This is a genomic window from Streptomyces mashuensis (genome assembly GCF_014654785.1).
Lineage (GTDB): Bacteria > Actinomycetota > Actinomycetes > Streptomycetales > Streptomycetaceae > Streptomyces > Streptomyces mashuensis.
On record NZ_BNBD01000001.1, the window covers coordinates 536,184 to 553,655 of the forward strand.

At 68.0% G+C, this 17,472-nt stretch carries 13 protein-coding genes; 7 read left to right on the forward strand and 6 right to left on the reverse strand.

Annotation, left to right across the window (positions count from 1 at the left end):
* Nucleotides 1-24 precede the first annotated feature (24 nt).
* Complete coding sequence (locus IE305_RS02110; protein WP_190127608.1) at nucleotides 25-591, reverse strand: hypothetical protein; 567 nt, start codon at nucleotides 589-591, stop codon at nucleotides 25-27.
* A gap of 136 nt (nucleotides 592-727) precedes the next feature.
* Here IE305_RS02110 and IE305_RS02115 point away from each other — a divergent pair, with 136 nt between their 5' ends.
* The 3 genes from IE305_RS02115 to IE305_RS02125 all read left to right on the forward strand — a co-directional run bounded on the left by IE305_RS02115 (nucleotide 728) and on the right by IE305_RS02125 (nucleotide 3,553).
* Nucleotides 728-910, forward strand: coding sequence for a helix-turn-helix domain-containing protein (locus IE305_RS02115; protein WP_190127609.1), 183 nt, complete (start codon nucleotides 728-730; stop codon nucleotides 908-910).
* Nucleotides 911-1,028: 118 nt separating this feature from the next.
* Nucleotides 1,029-1,418 (forward strand): hypothetical protein, encoded by a 390-nt coding sequence (locus IE305_RS02120; RefSeq protein ID WP_190127610.1) that lies wholly within the window; start codon nucleotides 1,029-1,031, stop codon nucleotides 1,416-1,418.
* 1,298 nt (nucleotides 1,419-2,716) lie between these two features.
* Nucleotides 2,717-3,553 carry a recombinase family protein gene (locus IE305_RS02125; protein ID WP_190127611.1) on the forward strand — a complete coding sequence of 279 codons (837 nt, stop codon included), beginning with the start codon at nucleotides 2,717-2,719 and terminating at the stop codon, nucleotides 3,551-3,553.
* 71 nt (nucleotides 3,554-3,624) lie between these two features.
* Here the strand turns inward: IE305_RS02125 and IE305_RS02130 are convergent, their stop codons facing one another.
* From IE305_RS02130 to IE305_RS02150, 5 genes are all read right to left on the reverse strand, one after another.
* Entirely contained in the window at nucleotides 3,625-4,173 is a 549-nt protein-coding gene (locus IE305_RS02130; protein WP_190127612.1) for a GNAT family N-acetyltransferase, read from the reverse strand.
* On the reverse strand, nucleotides 4,170-4,862 hold the full coding sequence (locus IE305_RS02135) for a lasso peptide biosynthesis B2 protein (RefSeq protein WP_190127613.1): 693 nt from the start codon (nucleotides 4,860-4,862) through the stop codon (nucleotides 4,170-4,172). Before IE305_RS02135 ends, IE305_RS02130 begins: the two co-directional genes overlap by 4 nt.
* On the reverse strand, nucleotides 4,805-6,502 hold the full coding sequence (locus IE305_RS02140; protein ID WP_190127614.1) for an albusnodin/ikarugamycin family macrolactam cyclase: 1,698 nt from the start codon (nucleotides 6,500-6,502) through the stop codon (nucleotides 4,805-4,807). The genes IE305_RS02135 and IE305_RS02140 overlap by 58 nt, the downstream gene beginning before the upstream one ends.
* 68 nt (nucleotides 6,503-6,570) lie before the next feature.
* A complete protein-coding gene (locus IE305_RS02145; RefSeq protein WP_190127615.1) occupies nucleotides 6,571-6,699 on the reverse strand; it encodes an albusnodin family lasso peptide in 129 nt (42 codons plus the stop codon).
* 135 nt (nucleotides 6,700-6,834) lie between these two features.
* Nucleotides 6,835-7,059 carry a hypothetical protein gene (locus IE305_RS02150; RefSeq protein ID WP_190127616.1) on the reverse strand — a complete coding sequence of 75 codons (225 nt, stop codon included), beginning with the start codon at nucleotides 7,057-7,059 and terminating at the stop codon, nucleotides 6,835-6,837.
* Between the two features lie 155 nt (nucleotides 7,060-7,214).
* On the opposite strand from IE305_RS02150, the gene IE305_RS02155 reads away from it, so the two are divergent.
* From IE305_RS02155 to IE305_RS02170, 4 genes are all read left to right on the forward strand, one after another.
* Nucleotides 7,215-8,468: a helix-turn-helix transcriptional regulator gene (locus tag IE305_RS02155; RefSeq protein WP_190127617.1), complete on the forward strand. Its 1,254-nt coding sequence runs from the start codon at nucleotides 7,215-7,217 to the stop codon at nucleotides 8,466-8,468.
* A 14-nt stretch (nucleotides 8,469-8,482) separates the two neighbouring features.
* Nucleotides 8,483-8,842: a hypothetical protein gene (locus tag IE305_RS02160; protein ID WP_190127618.1), complete on the forward strand. Its 360-nt coding sequence runs from the start codon at nucleotides 8,483-8,485 to the stop codon at nucleotides 8,840-8,842.
* 444 nt (nucleotides 8,843-9,286) lie between these two features.
* Complete coding sequence (locus IE305_RS02165; RefSeq protein ID WP_190127619.1) at nucleotides 9,287-15,202, forward strand: DEAD/DEAH box helicase; 5,916 nt, start codon at nucleotides 9,287-9,289, stop codon at nucleotides 15,200-15,202.
* Nucleotides 15,199-17,472, forward strand: a complete 2,274-nt coding sequence (locus tag IE305_RS02170) for a hypothetical protein (protein ID WP_229890426.1) — start codon at nucleotides 15,199-15,201, stop codon at nucleotides 17,470-17,472. The genes IE305_RS02165 and IE305_RS02170 overlap by 4 nt, the downstream gene beginning before the upstream one ends.

A 17,472-nucleotide genomic window follows, 5' to 3' on the forward strand; every position in this document is an offset into this window, starting at 1 on the left:
TTCCCCCTCGTTCTGTCCCAGCCGCTACGGCTGTGGCGCGTCTTCGACATCGATCCCCTTCAGCGTTTCGACTGCCTTGTCCGTGAGCTGTCCGCCGGCCTTGCCTTCGACCTTGGTCAGGAAGCCGCGCTGACGCGCCGCCCGGAGGTGGCCCTTCAACGTGGCCTGCTTGGTGTCGGTCAGCTCTTCCAGCAGCGGGACCGGTGCCCGGTGACCGAGATCGACCGCTCTCACATAGAGCGACGAGAGAACGGCCAGGTACTCATCCGTCAGTCGGCCGGGCAGACCTTGCAGAACTCTCGCGAGTGCGTAGATCTCGGCTGCCGCGACCTTCTCCCGGTTGCGCTCCTTCGCCTTCTCGGAAGTGGGCACAGCCGTGTTGATCTGCCGGAGCACCGTGCTGGTGATTCCACGCGCAATCTCCTGCGGATCACCGTCAGGCGCTGGCTCGATTGCGATCTCAAGAGGGCCGCCGGAATCGATGTGGCCAGCAGGCCGGTACATGGTCACGTTCCATGATCCGATCCGCTGAACAACAGCTAGGCCCAGGCGGAACGGCTCGCCTTCGGGCTCGGTCTCTTCACTGGTCATGGCGGAGAACCTACGGGAACGCACCAGACCAGGCAAGTCCAGACGTGACGCAACCGGCTTTGACTGAACCGGACTGATAGCGCAGGATGGGCAGCCCGAGGGGAGCCTTCCCCTCCGCTAACCGAGGAGCTGTCCATTGCAGAACGCCCGCCTGATGAGCGTCGCCGACCTGGCCGAGTACCTGGGCGTGACGCCCGCGTGGGTCTACAACAACCACCGAGCACTCAACATCCCCGCCTGCAAGATCGGCGGACACCTTCGCTTCCGGCCCGCCGACGTGGACTGCTGGATCGAACGGGACTGCCGGGAAGCCGCCTGACCTGAGACCCAACCCCCGAGCCAGCCGGACGGCTGGCCGTGCCTACCAGAAGGGAGCACATGCGAACCACCGACTATCGGCGCACCCAGCGCCACACCGGAAGGGACACACCCGTTCAATGCGAGAAGGCTTCGGCCCCGGCCTGTACTGGAACAAGCTCTCCAAGAAAGACTGCGAGCGTCTCGCTCGCGATCCGGACGCTCACCTCTGGCTCCGCGTCTACTTCGCCGCACAGTGGCGCTTGAACCAGATCGGACATGCCGAGTTCCAGTCCGGCGAACTGGCCGAGGTGCTGGCGAAGAAGGGCGGCAAGCCCCTCGGTGAGGGCAGCGTGTCCAACGCCATCGCCAGAGCGAAGGAGAAGGGACTCATCAAGGACGAGTCCAACGCTCGCTGCCTGGTGCTCTCGCACCACCATGCGCGCACCGAGAAGGGCAGCCTGTCTTGCAGCCAGCACAATGCCCGGATCTGGCGCCCACGAGCCACCGCGTCTTCACGTGAGACGTGAGGCTGCCTCACGCGGGACGTGAAGGTGGCTTGCGCCTGACCTGCGAAGTTCTACGTCGCCTCTTATATCTAGTAAGAGAAGTCCAGAGTCGTGCAATGAGCGGCCCCGGTCGGGGCCGACAGAGCGAAGCGACTTACGTACGTATGCCAACGGCGAGACGTACATGCGCAAGCCGAAAGGTCTACGTCATGAGCGGCCCCGAAGGGGGCCGACATCGTGAAGCCACTTACACGCAGCGGCGAAGCGAAGGAGGGGCGCGCAGCGCCCCCATCGGAGGAAGACCCAGCGGCGAAGGCGTGAGCAGAGAGGGCGGCCATTCGGCCGCTCAACCCGAAGCCACTTACGTACATGCGTGCAGCGGCGAAGAGGTCAGCGACAGGGGCGGCCTCCGGCCGCACAGACGGAAGCCGCTTCGACAGAGCGGCCCCGAAGGGGCCGACATCAGGAAGACCAGGAAGCTAGCCAGGTGGGGCGCTGCCCCGCCCCCGCAGCGCGAAGCCCCTTCGGCTTGCAGCAAGGGGATTGGGCCGCTTACGCGGCCACAGAGCGAAGCCACTTACGGCAAGCCTCGAAGGCTTCATTCCTGTGCAGGCTCCGAGTGCCGGCCAGGCTAGGCGCGGCGCTCCCACCTGCTACTTCTTCGCCGCTGCCTCTGTCCGCTGTCGCGTGAACGACCTTGGAACCGTGGCGGTGGGAGGCTCGGTAAGGTCTACCGGTGGTGCTCTCCTTGCTCTTGATCCCCGTCGCCTGATCGACCTTGGGATGGTGGCAAGATTTTTTCTGCCATGACAGGGCGGTCCTTGGCTTTCCGCTCTAGGGGTCATACCCCACCCCCTTCGCCGTCGCGCTGGTAGCCCTGCTGTCCGTTGCCGTCACCCGGGTGCAGCGTGAGCCTGTGCCTTCCCTCCGCCGTTGCAGGCTTGCCCTTCACTCCATGGCAGGCGAACGGCTGTACGTCTGCGTGAGCGGCCGACAGGCCGCACGACTCGCGAGGGACGAGAGGGAAGCGACAGGCAGAGAGGCAGGCGCACAGCCTCTCGGCAAGGCAGGCAGGGCAGCGGGCAAGCCCAACAGGGCGCACCAGCGCCCCACTGTCGAAGGTGTCGAGCGCGAGCACCAGGACCACGGGCAACGCGGAGAGTGATCACGACAAGGCGTCTCGAAAACCTTCGATAGTGAGACGATCTGCCGGACTCCGGAGCATGTCCGTTTCGCCCTCACTCTCGCGTCTCGAAACTCGTCTCAAAAGATCCGTCTCGCGACTGGCTTTCGAGACACGTTTATGAGACGGTCTGGTCATGACCACGAACACCACCCCGGCCGATCAGGTCGAGCGTCACCCCTGCCCGAAGTGCGAAGCCCCCGCTGGTAGCCCCTGCCGGACGGGGGCGGGCAAGGTGGCAGCGAACTACCACACGGGCCGCTTCGCCCTCGTGCCGTCTCTGAAGGCGGAACTCACCGTGAAGACCCCGGCCGACCGCAACCCCGGTAAGCGGTGGGTGCAGGGTGAGCCCGTGCCCGTGGTGGCCGAAGCCGTGCCGGGCGCAGCGATACGAATCGCCTATGCCCGCTGCTCTACTGTCGGGCAGGAACTCCAGTCCCAGTTGGACATCCTTGCCCGAGCGAACTGCACCCGCGTCTTCTCGGAGAAGATCAGTACCCGCGTGAAGGAGCGGCCGGAACTGGAGAAGGCGTTGGCCCTGGCGCGGGAGATCAAGACAGCCGCCCCGAACCAACCGGTGATCCTCACGGTGGTGGAGATGAAGCGTCTTGCCCGCAACGCGGCAGAGCTCATGACGTTGTCCTCCACCCTGCAAGCGGACGGCATCCAACTGGAACTCCTCTCCGGCCCCTTGCAGGGTGTGTACGACCCGAACGGGGCGGGTGCCATCGTCTTCGCCGTCCTGGCGGTGGCCGCCGAGGTGGAGCGGGAAGGCATCCGGGAGAAGACGTTGGAGGGGCTGGACACTGCGGCCCGCAAGGGCAACCACGGTGGACGCCCCTCCGTGGTGGACGACGACAAGCTAGCCATAGCCCGTGCCAGGCACGCCAAGGGAGAGAGCGTCACGGCCATCGCCAAGGCGCTGGGGATCTCCCGAGCGACTTTGTACCGGCACATCGGTGAGAGCGCCTGAGACAGGCGCACAGGGGCGCACACGCTGCCCAGGGACCCTGACCTACCGAGCCTGTCAGGGTCCCTGGGGGCTCAGCTCCCCAGCGGAGCGGGAACCTCTTCGGCTAGCGCGTCCATCAGGAGTTCATCGCAGGGGCGGCCACGCCAGTAGCCGGACTGTCGCAGGCGGCCAGCGGGTTTGAACCCAGCCTTCTCGTACGCGGTGATCCCTGCCGCGTTCGGCTCCAGCACCTTTAGCCAGACCATCCGCAGGGCGGCGTACTCGAACGCCCACCGAAGCGTGAGGGCCGTTGCCTCTGTGGCCAGCCCTTGGCCCCGCGCTTCCGGTGCGAGCAGGATGACGTACTCGGCGGTCCGTACGGCTGAGTCGATCTGGAGCGTTGTGAGACCGACCGGGGTGCGCTCCTCGGTCGTGATCACCTCGAACTGGGGGAAGTCCCGGTTCCGTCCGGCCGCTTCCCATCCGCCGGCACGGACCTCCCAGGACTGGGGGACCTGGGTCCCGAAGCCCAGGATCGTGCCGGGGTCGTTCTCCCAGCGGTGGTAGTCGGGCAGGTGGTCGCGGTCCGGCATGGCCAGGCTGACGCGCTTGCCCGGGAGCAGGATGTTCGGGTCGGTCATCGATACCTCTTCGACGTTGGCTCTGGCCCGTTGATGGGCGAGTAGTCACCAGTCTGAGCCGGTTCCTCGACAGGCTGGCCGTGAACGTCACAGATCCACGCGTGCATGCGAATCGGATCGGTGGCGACGCCGTGCCGCCAGGCTCCTCCACGACCGCCAGCCGCCAGCAGGAGCGCGGCTGTCGTGGACTCCTCCAGGCATGCGACACGGGCGGGGAACAGTCGCGCGGCCCAGCGGACCGACCGGACTGCCAGGCTGGCGTGCGCCCGGGTCGGGCGGGGGAGGGTGCGGCCCGCTTCCGCCAGCCGTACGAGGCGGCCGAAGCGCGTGCGCCCTCGTCCCAGATGGCGCGTGGCGAGGGTGCCCGCGAGAAGCACGCTTGCCGCGATGCGCCACGACCACGGGGGCGGTGCCGGAGCGTCCAGCCGAGCGGATGACTCACTCGTCCCCCATGAGGTTTCCGAGGGACGGACCGTGACGGGGGCTGGTGCTTCGCTGTGTTCCAGGGAGTCGAGCCAGCGCGACAGGGAATCGCCGGTAAGGACCACGGTTGTTCCGGTCCGGTAGTTGACGACTACGCCCGCCGCCTCCGTCAGTGCGGTACGGGTGTGACGGCTCGGAGCGGGGACGTTCACGGCCTGTCCTCCCAGCGGACTCGTTCGGTCGCGGTGTCGCTGGCACGTAGCCATAGCTCGGTGCCGAGCAGTGGTTCGAGTAGTCCCCAGGGAACGTCCACTCCGAGCACGGCGCGCCGGAGAAGCGAGCGGAGGACTGCCGGGCGTACAAGGCCGAGGTCCGCCAGGTGTCCGTCAGCCAGCTCCAGGACGTTCGCCTGGTTGGCTCGTAGTCCGTGGTGGTGGTCCACCGCGAACAGCCCTTTGGAGCCACGCCGCACAACCTGCCCGGGCAGGAGGCCCATGACCGCATCGGTAAGCAGCGGCTTGTATCGGCGGGCCGACCACCGGTCCGAGGCGGGGACCGACATCACCGCTTCCAGAACCCGGGCGTCCGTGTACGGGTTGTGCATCTCGATGCCGTACGCGGCGGCAAGCTGGTTCTCCGTCGCGGCGGTACGGCCGACGTACCGTGCTTCGGTGAGTAGGTGGCGGTCGGCGTAGCCCAAGCCGTCAACGCCCGTCTCCGGCGAGATGACCGACTCGGCCAGGGCAGTCGCCTGGCGGGTGAGCCAGGGCTTCGGGAGCGCTACGCCTGCCAGCCGATCGGGCGCGCTCCAGGCCGCCGCCACGGCAGGCCAGGGGCTCGAACGGTAGAGGCGGCCCCACGCCTGAGCATCACGCGCCAGGCGGACAAGGCGGCCGGAGCGGGCAAGGTCTGCCAGGTGGACCGGAGGCGGCATGAACAGGGTGTCGCCGCCATCCCCGGTCAGGTGCACGGAGGCACCCTCCTCCGCCAGTAGGGCGAACTCGTGGCAGAGCTGCGCCACGGTCACGGCGGAGGGTGCCGGCTCGTCTGTCAGTACCAGGGCGTCCAGGTCGGTGAACGGAAGGTGTTCGCGGCCCAGGGCCATGAACCGGTGCCGGATGGAGGGGAACGCACGGGCCACCGTGCGCGCGTGGTCCACATCTCCACCCGACTCCCGGCCCTTGGGGTGGAAGGTGACACCCAGGACTGGCCCGCACTGCGCGGCATAGGCCGCGAGAGTGCTGGAGTCCAGACCGCCGGACAGGTCGGAGGAGACTTCCCGCCCCCTCACCCGGATCAGCACGCCGTCCGCCAGGTCGAGCCGTAGCCTGTCCACCGCCTCTGACCAGGTGGAGGGGCTTGGTCGCCAGTACGGCACGGAGAACGGTGCCCCGTCACGCGGAGCCGTCCACCGGTGGCCCGGCGGTATCTGAGCTACCCCGGTCCAGGCCGACCGCCCCGGGACGCAAGCGGTCGGGTGTGCAAGGTGGGCGGCCAGCCAAGCCGCGTCCGGCCGACTGCCCAGCAGGGAGGCGAGCGCCAAGGAACTGGACGCCCAGACGGGTGCGCCGTCAACCTCAGCCACGTACAGGGGGCAGGAGCCTGCCGGGTCGGCCCACAGGGTGAACGATCCCGCGCCGTCGTCCAGAGCCAGGGCGTAGGAACCAGACCAGGCCGAGGCCGCCGCGTCGAACTCTCGCAAGTCCGTCGAGCGGGCCAGCCGCTCCAGCTCCGGGTTCGTCGCTCCGCACGGGCCGAACACCGCCAGCCTCCGCCCACCCTCGCTCTCCACCTGGCGCACCACAGTGTCCACGGTCCAAGCGTCCGGCTTCTGCCATAAGGCATCAGCGCCCACGGGTCTCGGGGCTGTGCCGTAGGGGGCGAGTGCCCCGCCAAACCAACGCATGCAGTCACCTCCTCTGAGGAGCAGGAAAGGGCGCGGCGGCACCTCCGCAGAGATGCCGCCGCCGGGCGTCAGGCCCCGTAGGGAGAGCGCTTGTTCTCCACGCTGGAGCTGGTGTTGCCCTTCGTCAGGAGCGTCGCGTCCTCCAGGGTCACGACCTCCTCAACCGGCTCGGTGTCGAGCTGAGAGCGGTCCTCCACGGTGTTCACCTCCCTCCGAATCCCGTAGGGCGTGGAGGAGTGGCTACTCCTCCACGGTGGTACAGCCTCCCGGTGCGAGTCGTGCGGCCCGGGAGGGGCATGGGCCGGATCGCTTGGTGATCCGCGTGGTTCCCCTCAGTCGGTCGTTTCCTGGTCCGGTACCGACCGATCGACCAAGGGCGACATGAGGTCTTCCAGTTCGCTGTGCTGAGTCACGGTGACGCCGAGGAGGAACAGAGCAACGATGTGGCCCAGCACCCAGGTGGCGGTCAGCGCCGACCCGATGGGGTCGTGCCGTTCCCCGCGATGCCGACCCCTGGTCCCACCCGACCCGAGGTTCACGCCGTTCTCCGCTGCCATGTCCGCACCCCTCCGCAGGTTCACCACCGTGCCCGTTTGCGACAACCTCAAGAAAAGCGGAGGGAGTCCAAGCGCTCCACGGCATCAATGCGGCACTCTTGGTGCACCTCCGTGCACGGGGATGCCGCAGGTTCAGGTCAGGGGAAGGGGCCGTCGTGGGACTGGCGGAACGACGCAGGGCCCTGGGCTACAGTCAGGAGAAGTTGGCCGAGTTACTCGGGGTGGACCGCACCACGGTCGGGCGCTGGGAGAGCGGCAGGATCAAACCTCAGCCACCGCAGCGACGGGGCTTGGCCATCGCCCTCGAAGTCACTCTCGCCGAGCTTGACGCCCTCCTGACGCAGCCACGAGCAGTCAGCCAGGAGGCCACAGGGCACCAGTCCAGTGACCACCCAGGCGCGGGAGACCCCGACGAAATGATCCGCCGCGAATTCCTCCGCATCCTCACCGTTAGCGGAGCCCTTACCGCCCTGCCGTTGGATGAGGCGGAAGCCCTCACTGACGGAGTACGCAGGGGCGCACCCGCCGACTTCACGCGGATGAACAGCCACCTGTGGCAGGTCTACCAGCTAGCTCGTTCCAAAGGCTCCGTCTACCCCATCGTTCGCGACCAGCTCTCGACACTGAACGAGGCCCTGGCGGACACCCGAGGCAACTCCCGTCCGCTTCTGAACGCGGCAGCCGACCTCTTCCAGCTCGCCGGAGAAGTCGCCTTCGACGCCAACCGATACTCCGACGCAGCGGCGTCCTACTCCCTGGCGGCATCCGTCAGCAAGGACGCCCGAGCCTTCGACCTGTGGGCGTGCGCCCTCGTCCGGCATGCCTACGTGGACGTGTACGAGCACCGATACGAGCAGGCGGCGCAGATCCTCGGAGCGGCGGAGAGGCTGGCCCAGCGAGGAGACAGCAGCCTCGCCACCCGCCACTGGGTCGCCGCCGTCCAGGCCGAGGCGTACGCCGGCATGGGTGAGCTGGCCTCGTGTGAGCGCGCACTGGACGAGGCCGAGCGGGTGTTGGAGCTGGGCACGGACAGCACCAACGGGGGCTGGCTGCGCTTCGACGGCACGCGGTTGGCTGAGGAACGGGGAGCGCGCTACGTACAGCTTGGCCGCCTCGACCTGGCAGAAGAGACCTTGAAGCAGGCACTGGCCCAGACCGCCCTTGCCTCCGGGCAGTCGTACCGGCGCAGGGGCGCCGTGCTGGCCGACCTTGCCGCCGTCGGGGCGAAGCGGCGTGACCCTGAACAGGTCGTCGCGTACGGGCGGGAAGCCATCCGGTTGGCCCAGGCATCATCGTCCGGGTACGTCGCCCGTAGACTCCAAGCCCTGTGCGATGAGTTCGGCCCCCTGAGCAGGGACCGCCGGGTAGCGGAGCTGGGGGCAGAGATCGCCACGCTGAGCACGCCGTGACGAGAGGGGTTGGCATGTCGCAGGTCGAAGGCGCACGAGTGTTCCGGGAAGCCTGGATCGAAGGAGTGCACCGCCACTTCCCGGGGGAGCCGAAGCCCGGGTACGTCACTCCCTGGGAGGACACACCCCAGTGGGAGCGCGAGGCCGCAGGCGCCGTGTATGACCAGGTCCGCCAGTTCATCGAGATCAGTGGCGGTCACACGGCGAAGCTGTCTCGTGAGCAGAAGGGCCGGTTCGTGGCGGTGTGCTGGACAGCGCAGATGTTCAAGCACTTCGAGAACCCCAAGCCGGGGTACGTTGCCGACTGGCCCGACCTCCCGGCATGGCAGCAGGAGACCGACGCCGATATCTTCGAGGTCATCGAAAAGTCCTGATCAGGGCCAGGGTCGGAGGGTTGGTCACGTGACCAACGCATGACCAACAGGGGCCTGAAAGCCCCTGAAACAGCAGGAAAGAACAGGAGAAACGCCCGCCGAAATCAAGCCTGTCAGCGGGCGTTTCCCCAGGTCAGAGCGGTTGTGGGCTGGTGCCCGAGAGGAGAGTTCAAGTCCCCCCTCGGACACCAGAGGAAAACCCCAGCTCAGCTGGGGTTTTTTGGTTTTTCTGGGGGTCCCGTCCCGGCCCGCCTGCCCGACGGTGCTCCGACCGGCGGGGGGCCGAGCCCAAAGTGGATTCATCGTTCAGTGATCTTTGCGGATCAGATTGTCGTAGTCTCCAGGCAATGTGCAGAAGCGGGCTCGCCAGCGGGGGCGCGAGCGTAGCCTGCGGATATTCACCGTCTGTGTGGTGGGGTTACCCACAGGGCGGAGGGGGCGGTCATGGTTGCGGAAGCAGGGGTCCCGGCGGCGGTCCGGAAGATCGTGGGGCTGGTGGGAGAGCGCCCGGGTGGTGTGACGTGGGCCGAGCTCACTGCTGCGGCGCGCGTCCGGTACCCAGGGCTACCGGAACCCCGGCTGGCCAAGCTGGTCGGGCAGGCGGTGGCCATTGGCCTGCTCAACGAGGGCTTGGAGGGGCGATTTACTCTCCCCGTCGCCCCCGCCAGGTCGGCCGAGGCCGAGGCCGGGGAGCCGGCTCAGGTCCCCCGACGCGGGGGCCTACGGTTTGTCGCCATCGACGTCGAGAGCATCGCACTCCCCGTCCTCGAAGACCCCTATGTGGAACGGCACGTGTACCAGGCCGCGGCGATCCGGTTCGGGACGGACGCGGAGTGGATCGCCGACGCGCCTGCCTGGGAACGGTACGTACACGTTGCGTGCGACGACAGCGAAATCAGGGATCCGAGCGTACGGAAGCGAGTGTGCACCGAAGGTGCCGATCCGGCTCAGGCGTGGGAAGAACTCGCCCAGTACCTCTCCGGTGTCGACGTCGTCATCGCCTACAACGGCACCGGACTCGATTTTCCGCTGCTGAGGGAAGCCGCCAAACGTGCCGGATGTGAAGATCCACTGGAAGGCTACGCCATGGCTGATGCCCTCTACCTCGCCCATGTGGTGTGGCCCACAGCCCCCTCCCACAGGCTCCACGCGCTGGCCGGTTCCCAGGGCCTGATCGGACCCGAGTTACGCGCACACTCCGCCCCCGACGACGCCGAGCTGCTAGTGAGGACGGTGACACGGGCCTCCGCGGAAGTGGCCCGATGGGAGCCTGAACTGCTCCGGCTCGTGGCGGACGTATGCACAGACTCCGCCGGCTGGCAGGTGCTCCTGGAGCTCGCGCGGGCTTCAGCTGGCGCCAGGGAGGAACAGAACAGCGGACTCGCCTGGGACCGACGGCGTGTGTCCAGCCTTCTCGAGGAATTACTGCGACCCCGGCACCGGCCGCGCCGTGGGCCCGACGGAAAGCCGTCAGGGCGAGCTGTTGTTTCGGTACCTGCGGCGCTCCGAGGCGGCGACGGCAGGGTCGACCCTGCACGGCTTGCTGCCCTGGTGCACGGTGTCAGAGCCGAGCCGCGCCCTGCCCAGCAGCACATGGCCCAGACCTTGCACGATTGGACCACCGAGGGCATCTCCGGGCTGGTGGAGGCGCCTACGGGTACGGGCAAGAGTTACGCAGTGCTTGCTTCGGCACTCGAATGGCTGGCCGGATCCCCCGGCCGCACCGCGGTCATCACCACCTTCACCAAGCAGCTCCAGAGCCAGATGGCGGCCGACCTGACGGACCTCGAACGGGCTATGCCTGGTGTTCTCCAGGTCGCGGACCTGGTCAAAGGCCGGAACAACAGGCTTTCGTTAGCCACGCTCACCTCGGTGTTGGCGGAGGCGACACGCGCCCGCCCCACACGGCGCGGCCGCCAACGAGCCGTGGAGGCAGCCCGCTTCCGGGAGCTGCTCGTCTACCTCCTGGCACGGTTGCGGGACGCCGTTGAAGCCCCGCATTCCTGGACGGCGCGGTCGGTCGACCCGGTCGACCTCCCGGCCTTCTTCTCCGACTACATGGGCTACGCCCTACCCCGGTGGCTCACGGCCCTCTCCCAGCGCGACGGTGACTACCGGCCCGGGGCCGACACCCCTCTCGCCCCATATACGGACACGGTGCGCGAAGCCATCACCGGGCACCGCCTCATCCTGGCCAATCATGCCCTGGCGCTCGCCCATCTCGACGATCTCCGGGCGCTCGGGCAGGAGGTCCTACTCGTCGTGGACGAGGCCCACGAGATGGAGAATGCCGCCACCTCGGCGTTGAGTGTGACGGCGGACTACCGGGACATGGAGGATCTGCTTGCCGAATGTCGTGCGTGGCTCACCGAGGCCCAAAAGGGAAGTGCTCGCGAGCGAGTCGCTCAAACAGTAGCCGGGCTGGAGGAGCTGTTCGACGACGAGCGTCTGCCCCGCCTCGCCGCCCGGGCTTTCGATGCCAGGGCCAAGGGCGTCGGCGTGCGGATCGGCCATCGCACCGCCGTACTGGCCAGCCCCTATGCCGGAACGGCCGGGACGCAGGATGCACGACGGGTACAGAGACTCCTGGCGCAGATCGGGCGCGCGGTCGGCTCCGTGGCCACGGCCTTGGGCCGGTACCTCGCCGAACGCTCCACGGAGCTCGACGTGCTCGCCCAAGAACGCGTGCGAGGGCTGGTGCGTCGGGCAGACGACTGCGCGGCGAGCTTGAACCGCCTCGCCGCGGACACCGATGCTCTGCTGAGCCCTGCTCCCGCCACTCTCGACGGCACCCCGACAGACGCCTTGCCCTCACGCGTAGTCCACCTGGAGGAGTTGGGTGAGCCAGAACCGGGGCTCCGCTCCTACCGTTTCCGTGTCGCTTCCAGCCCCATCGACCTGCCCGCCGATCCGGAATGGCAGCGTTACCTCCGGTCCTTCCAACGCGTCCACTACGTGTCCGCGACGTTGCGGGTGGCCGGCGAATGGACCTTCTTCCGGGAACGGCTGGGGCTGGCCGCCGGCATTCCCGCTCTCGCGCTGCCCTCCCCGTTCGACCTCTCACGCCAGGCGGAGCTCGTGTGTTTCTCCGACTTCCCGTCGTGGGCGGAGCAGGAGGAAGGCGCCATGCGCACGGTGGCCCACCAGCTTGCCGGCTTCGCCGAGGAAATGACACGCATGCGGCCGGACGGAGCGGGACACGACGGCGGCGCCATGGTGCTCACCACGGCTCGAGCGACCGCAGCAGGGATCGGTGACCTGCTGGAACGGGAATTACGCTCTCGGTCCGTCATGGCGCCGGTGCACCATGCTCTCACCTTGGGGAACAGCCGCGCCGTCGCTGACTTCTCCCATGCCACCCGAGGCGGCGGCTTTCTCGTCGGCACGAAGGGGCTGTGGCAAGGAGTCGATGTACGGGACGAGCGCAGGATCCGCTTGGTGTGGATCAACAAGCTGCCCTTCGCCCCGTTCGCCGCACCCGTCGTCGAGGCGCGACGTGCAGCGGTACGAGATCGGGCAGAACGAGAGGGGCACCCTGATCCCGAGGGAGCCGCCACGGAGGGGTACTACCTGCCGCTGGCCGCGCTCCAGCTCCGCCAAGCAGTGGGCCGCCTCATCCGTTCGGAGAGGCACCGCGGCGTCATCGTCGTCAGCGACCGCAAACTTGGTGGTCACACCGGCCTCCGTCGGTCATACCGGCGCTCCTTCCTCAGCAGTCTTGAGGAGGGTCTCTTGCGTACCGACCCGGTCACACAAGAGGCAGGCGGCGGCAATGTCCTCACCATGGCGGACGGCTGGCGTCGCATATGGACGTTCATGGTCGACCAAGGACTCATCACCGCCGACCGAGCCGCTGCACTCTGCACGAAGGAAGCCCTGGAACGCCACACGTTGCTGCCGCACACCCGACGCATCCGTGAGCTCGCCCTCACTCGGGAGGAAGCTGAGCACCTGGGTGCTGAGGGCAGGCTCACCACCGAGGTGATGGAGCGCGCTGCGCTCGTAGGTGGCCTCCTCGGGCTCACCGACGAGCCGGTCACCCTCAAGCCCGCCCAGCGGAAGGTCATCCAGGCTGTGGCCGAAGGGCGCAACGTTCTCGGGCTGTTGCCCACCGGCTTCGGTAAGAGCTTCACGTTCCAACTGCCAGCGCTGGTGCTGCCGGGTGTCACCATTGTCATCAGCCCTCTCGTCGCCTTGATGCACGATCAGGCCCTTGAGCTCAACCGGTCGATCGGAGGAGCGGTTCGGGCGCTGATCTCTCCGCTGCGCGAATCCAGTAGCCGGGCAGGGAAAACGGAGGTTGCCGAGCAGCTCCAAGGACGCTGTGATCACGGCATCCGGCTGGTTTACGTCAGCCCGGAGCGCTTGTGCCAGCGACGCTTCCGCGAGCTCGTACGACAGGCCGTGGCGAGCGGAATCGTGAACCGCATTGCTGTGGACGAGGCGCACACCGTCGCCCAGTGGGAGGACTTCCGGCCCAGCATGAGGAGGGTTGGCCGATTCCTTGCGGAGCTCAGGGAAGAGTTCGGGCTGCCGGTCACAGCCCTTACCGCCACGGCCAACCGGTCCGTTCACGCGGCCCTGCGCGAGACCCTGTTCGGTCTGGCCCCGGAGCCGCACGCCGCTGGTTCCGCGGGGGAGCAAGTCGAAGCAGCCCACCCCGACGTACGCGGCGGACTCGTGACCGTACGGGAGAACCCGGTCCGCCCGGAGCTGGCCGTGTTCCGCCGCTCCCTGAAACAACCCGGTTCGGGCGGCATCGCAGGACTGGCAGAGCGAGTCGTGGACGCCCTTGACGGACACGCCATTCTGTACTGCCTCACCGTCAAGGAGGTCAATGCCCTCCACGCTCATCTGTCCGAGTACGTGGGCAACACCGGCGTCCGTGTCCTGCGATTTCACGGACGGCTCACCGAAGCGGAAAAGGCCGCCGTCATGGCGGAGTTCCGGGATGCACCACGACAAGGAACGGAAGGGTTCAGCCCCGTCATCACGGTGGCCACGTCCGCGTTCGGCCTGGGCGTCAACCGGTCCGACATCCGGACGGTGTTCTGCGTGTCCCCGCCCACCGATCTTGCCGCGCTCTACCAGCAGATCGGGCGGGCCGGCCGTGACAGCGCCGATCGGATGACCGGTGAGGAGAGGCCGTCCAACACGGGGCTCGCCCTGGCGACGAGCCGGGGCCTCCGCATGGTGCAGTTCATGACGAGTCAGGACCTGCCCGTGGCGGTCATGCGTCGCATGGGGCAAGCAGTGCTCAGATCACAAGGCAGCCTGGACGCCGGCGCGGTGGCCGAGGATCTCATGTCGGAGGACGTGGCCACCGGTGTGCTGGACGAAAATGATCTCCGCAGCAGACATACAGCGGACCGCTATCGCACCGGCGTCATGCGCGCCTTCAGCGCTCTCGCCGACCTGGGAGCCGTTACTGATCTCGGAGACTACCCGCCCCTGTGCACGATCAAAGAAGGTGACGACGCCCTCGCGCCGGAGAACGACGTAGAGCGGAAGATCGTGGAAGCCGTGCTCGCCGAACCGGCACGAGGGCGCCTCTCCGTTAATGCGCTGGACGCCCGACTGGCGCGCACCGTTCCGGAGTACCGCGATGTCGCGGACGGCCCCGCGGGCACCTGGGAAATCATCGCCGACCTGCACGACCGGGGACTGCTCGATGTGTCGGCGGCACCCAGCCGCCGCCTCGTCACCGCACTCGCTGTGCACCACCGCCACCTACCAGGCGGCTTCCTTCCCCTCCTCGCCCGACGCACCGCTCGAGCCGCTGAAGAACTCGCAGTGCTCAGGGGTTTTTTCGAGGACACCACGACCTGTGCCCAGCGCAAGTTCGCGGACTACTTCGGCGTGCCCGAGCTCCCCGCTGGTTGCTGTAGTACTGCGCATTGCCGCTGTTCGGCATGCTGGGCCGGAGCCGACTGGCCTGTGCGCGAGCGCCGGCCAGCCGTCGCCCAGGCATTCGAGAGTGCGGATCCACGCGCTGGTGGCAGTGCCGACAGCGCCGTACGCGCCCAGCGCCTGGACCTTCAGGTCCACCGCCTCGTCCGCCTGATGCCACGGGGGGTCCATCCGCGCATGCTGTGGCACACGCTGAGAGGCGACGAGGCGCCGTACCACCCGCTACGCCAGCGGCAGGTCCCGTTGCCCCGGACGCTGAAGGACAGCCGGCATTTCGGGGGACGCGCAGACCTGTCTTTCACCGAGGTCGAGAAGAGTCTTGGCCGGCTGGCCGCGGCAGGCGTGGCATGGGCTGCCGACGACGGCCGGTGGCACGCCCGGCGGCCCGCGGTGACCGGTGCAGTGCACCCCCGGCCCAGCAGGGAAGAGGAAGAAGGCAGAGCTCGATGACCAAGGCGTCGGATGTACCCCACAGACCGTGGCGGCCCTATGAGGACGAACCGCTCCTGACCGCTGCGATGGCTGACGGGAACGGTGACACACCGGACGAGGAACTGGCCCGGCTACGGGAGTACCTAGAAGCACTCGTCGCCGTCCGGCGCGCCCCCGTGCACGTGTCCGTCGCCTTCAACGCCGCCTACTTCGGCTACGACCTCGCAGGCGAGGGCTACGGAGTGGGCCCCCTCGACCCGGACGCCTTCCCCGTGGTCACCTTCGGTGAACACTCGCCTGCCCTACCCGTCGGGGCCATGGTTCGCATTGCTACCGGCTCCCAGCCCCTCTATGCGGAGATCGTGTACAAGGAAGGGCGGCACCCGGGAATCAGCCCCCTTGGGGACGTACCCGCCTGGATATCCGGGGCCCCAGCCGGCGCGGTGGGGCCGGGAGAGCCCGGTGCTGAGGACGAGCCCGTGCGCCGCGAGCTGCTGGTCCCTGACACGGAAGCCTTCGGTAAGGCCCTGAGCCTGAGCCCAGCCCAGCTGAACCGCCTCCGCCACCACGCACGATGGATCGATGCGCGCGGACACGTCTTGGTCGACGCCGTCCATCCCTCCCGCGAGGCGGCGCAGCAACGGGATGAGGAAGCCTATGCCGCCTACGTGCTCACCAGGGCGCGCCAACAATTGCTCAGTCCTTACGTGCCGGTGTCACTCACCGAGCTGGCGGGCGGACAGACAGACGCGTTGCTCCAGGACACATTGCTCCGCCTGCTGGCCGTCGTCCGAGGCGTACTGTCCACGAGCGACACGCTGCGGATGTGGGGGCCGTACGCCATGACATGCTCGGACCTCGCAGCGTGCTGGAGGGACCCCGGACCCCTCGGGGGAGACGACATGGGCGCCCTCGTCGCTGCCCTTCAGCGAGCTGCCAAGCCTGCCATTCGGCGCCGGTACGGCATGCCGGCACCGACCAGCATCTACACGGCGGTTGGGCCACGGTTGTACGACTTTCCCGGCGCCGAGCCATTGCTCACCGGTGTGGGATATGCGGCCGCCGTGTGCCGGGCCAATCTGGCGCTCGCCGACGTGTTGCGCGGTGAGAGTGAGAACGGTCTCTTCGGCAACGGAACCCTGGTCACCCTGGACGACGCGTTCGAAGGCGGCGGTGTGTGGCGGTCGTGCCACCCCGGCCGATCCGAGCCGGGGGACGATCCGCTGACGGCGGCCGGACGCGGCTGGCGCTCCCACCTCGAGACGCCGGAAGCACCGGTGGTGGACACACCGAGTGCTGCCCCCGTCGATGCGCCCGTGGACGAGACCGGCCTGGGGAACGGACAACTCCTGCGCATATCCGACAGCGAGGTGGCGTGGCGCATGCCCCTGCGACTCCTCCATCTCATGGAGGGCTACCTCCCGCTGCGCCCCATGGTCGCGGACGAGCTGCGCGGCGTGACCGGTGAGAACATCTCCGTCCGCCTGGAACTGGCTCACCCGGGAGGCGAGCTGGACGAATCCGAGGAGGTGCAGGACACCACCCTCGCCACCACAGCAGGGGTGGGTCGACTGCTGGGAGTTGAGTGGCCGGTGGACTTCTTCCCCGGCCTCGAGCTCCGCCTGCAGTGGCCACGTGGCGGGCGGGTCGTCCGTGCGACGACCATCCCGCTCGAGAACCCGGTCATGCTGGACGAGCATCTGGTTGCTCACCAGTACGACGCGATGATCCTCACCCGGGAGGGTGCACCAGGCAGCACCCGCACCCAGGACTCGGCCGTCGGTCTCGACCCGAATCGTCTGGTGATGCGCACCGTGCGCCGTTGTGGACTCTTGTCCCCTGACGGACACGCGCTCCTGGACCCGTCCTCGCTGCCCCTCGCCGTCTACGGCCGACCACCTGCCGAAGACCAAGTCACCGCTCTGGAAGCGGCAGTCAGCCGACTTCTCGCGGAGGGTGAGCTGTACGCTGCCACGGGGAGCCGTGACGCCGACGGCCGTCCTCACCACCCTCCGCGGGACCACGAGCGGCGGATCCCGCTCATCGGCTACCGCCCCCAGCCCATCCCCGCTGTGCGGCAGACCGGCCCGGTTGACCAGGTGCAGCAGTCGCCGTTGGTCACACCCCACCGAGTCCTGGGCCACGTGCGGCGTCTGCGTCCGGGCGAATCACCGAGCGAGACGCAGCGCGCTGCCTTCCGCGACCACTGCCGCAGGCTCGGCAAGGCCGATGGATGGGAGCTCCCGCCCGGCTACACCTTTGTCACCCAACACATCCGGGGCCACTGA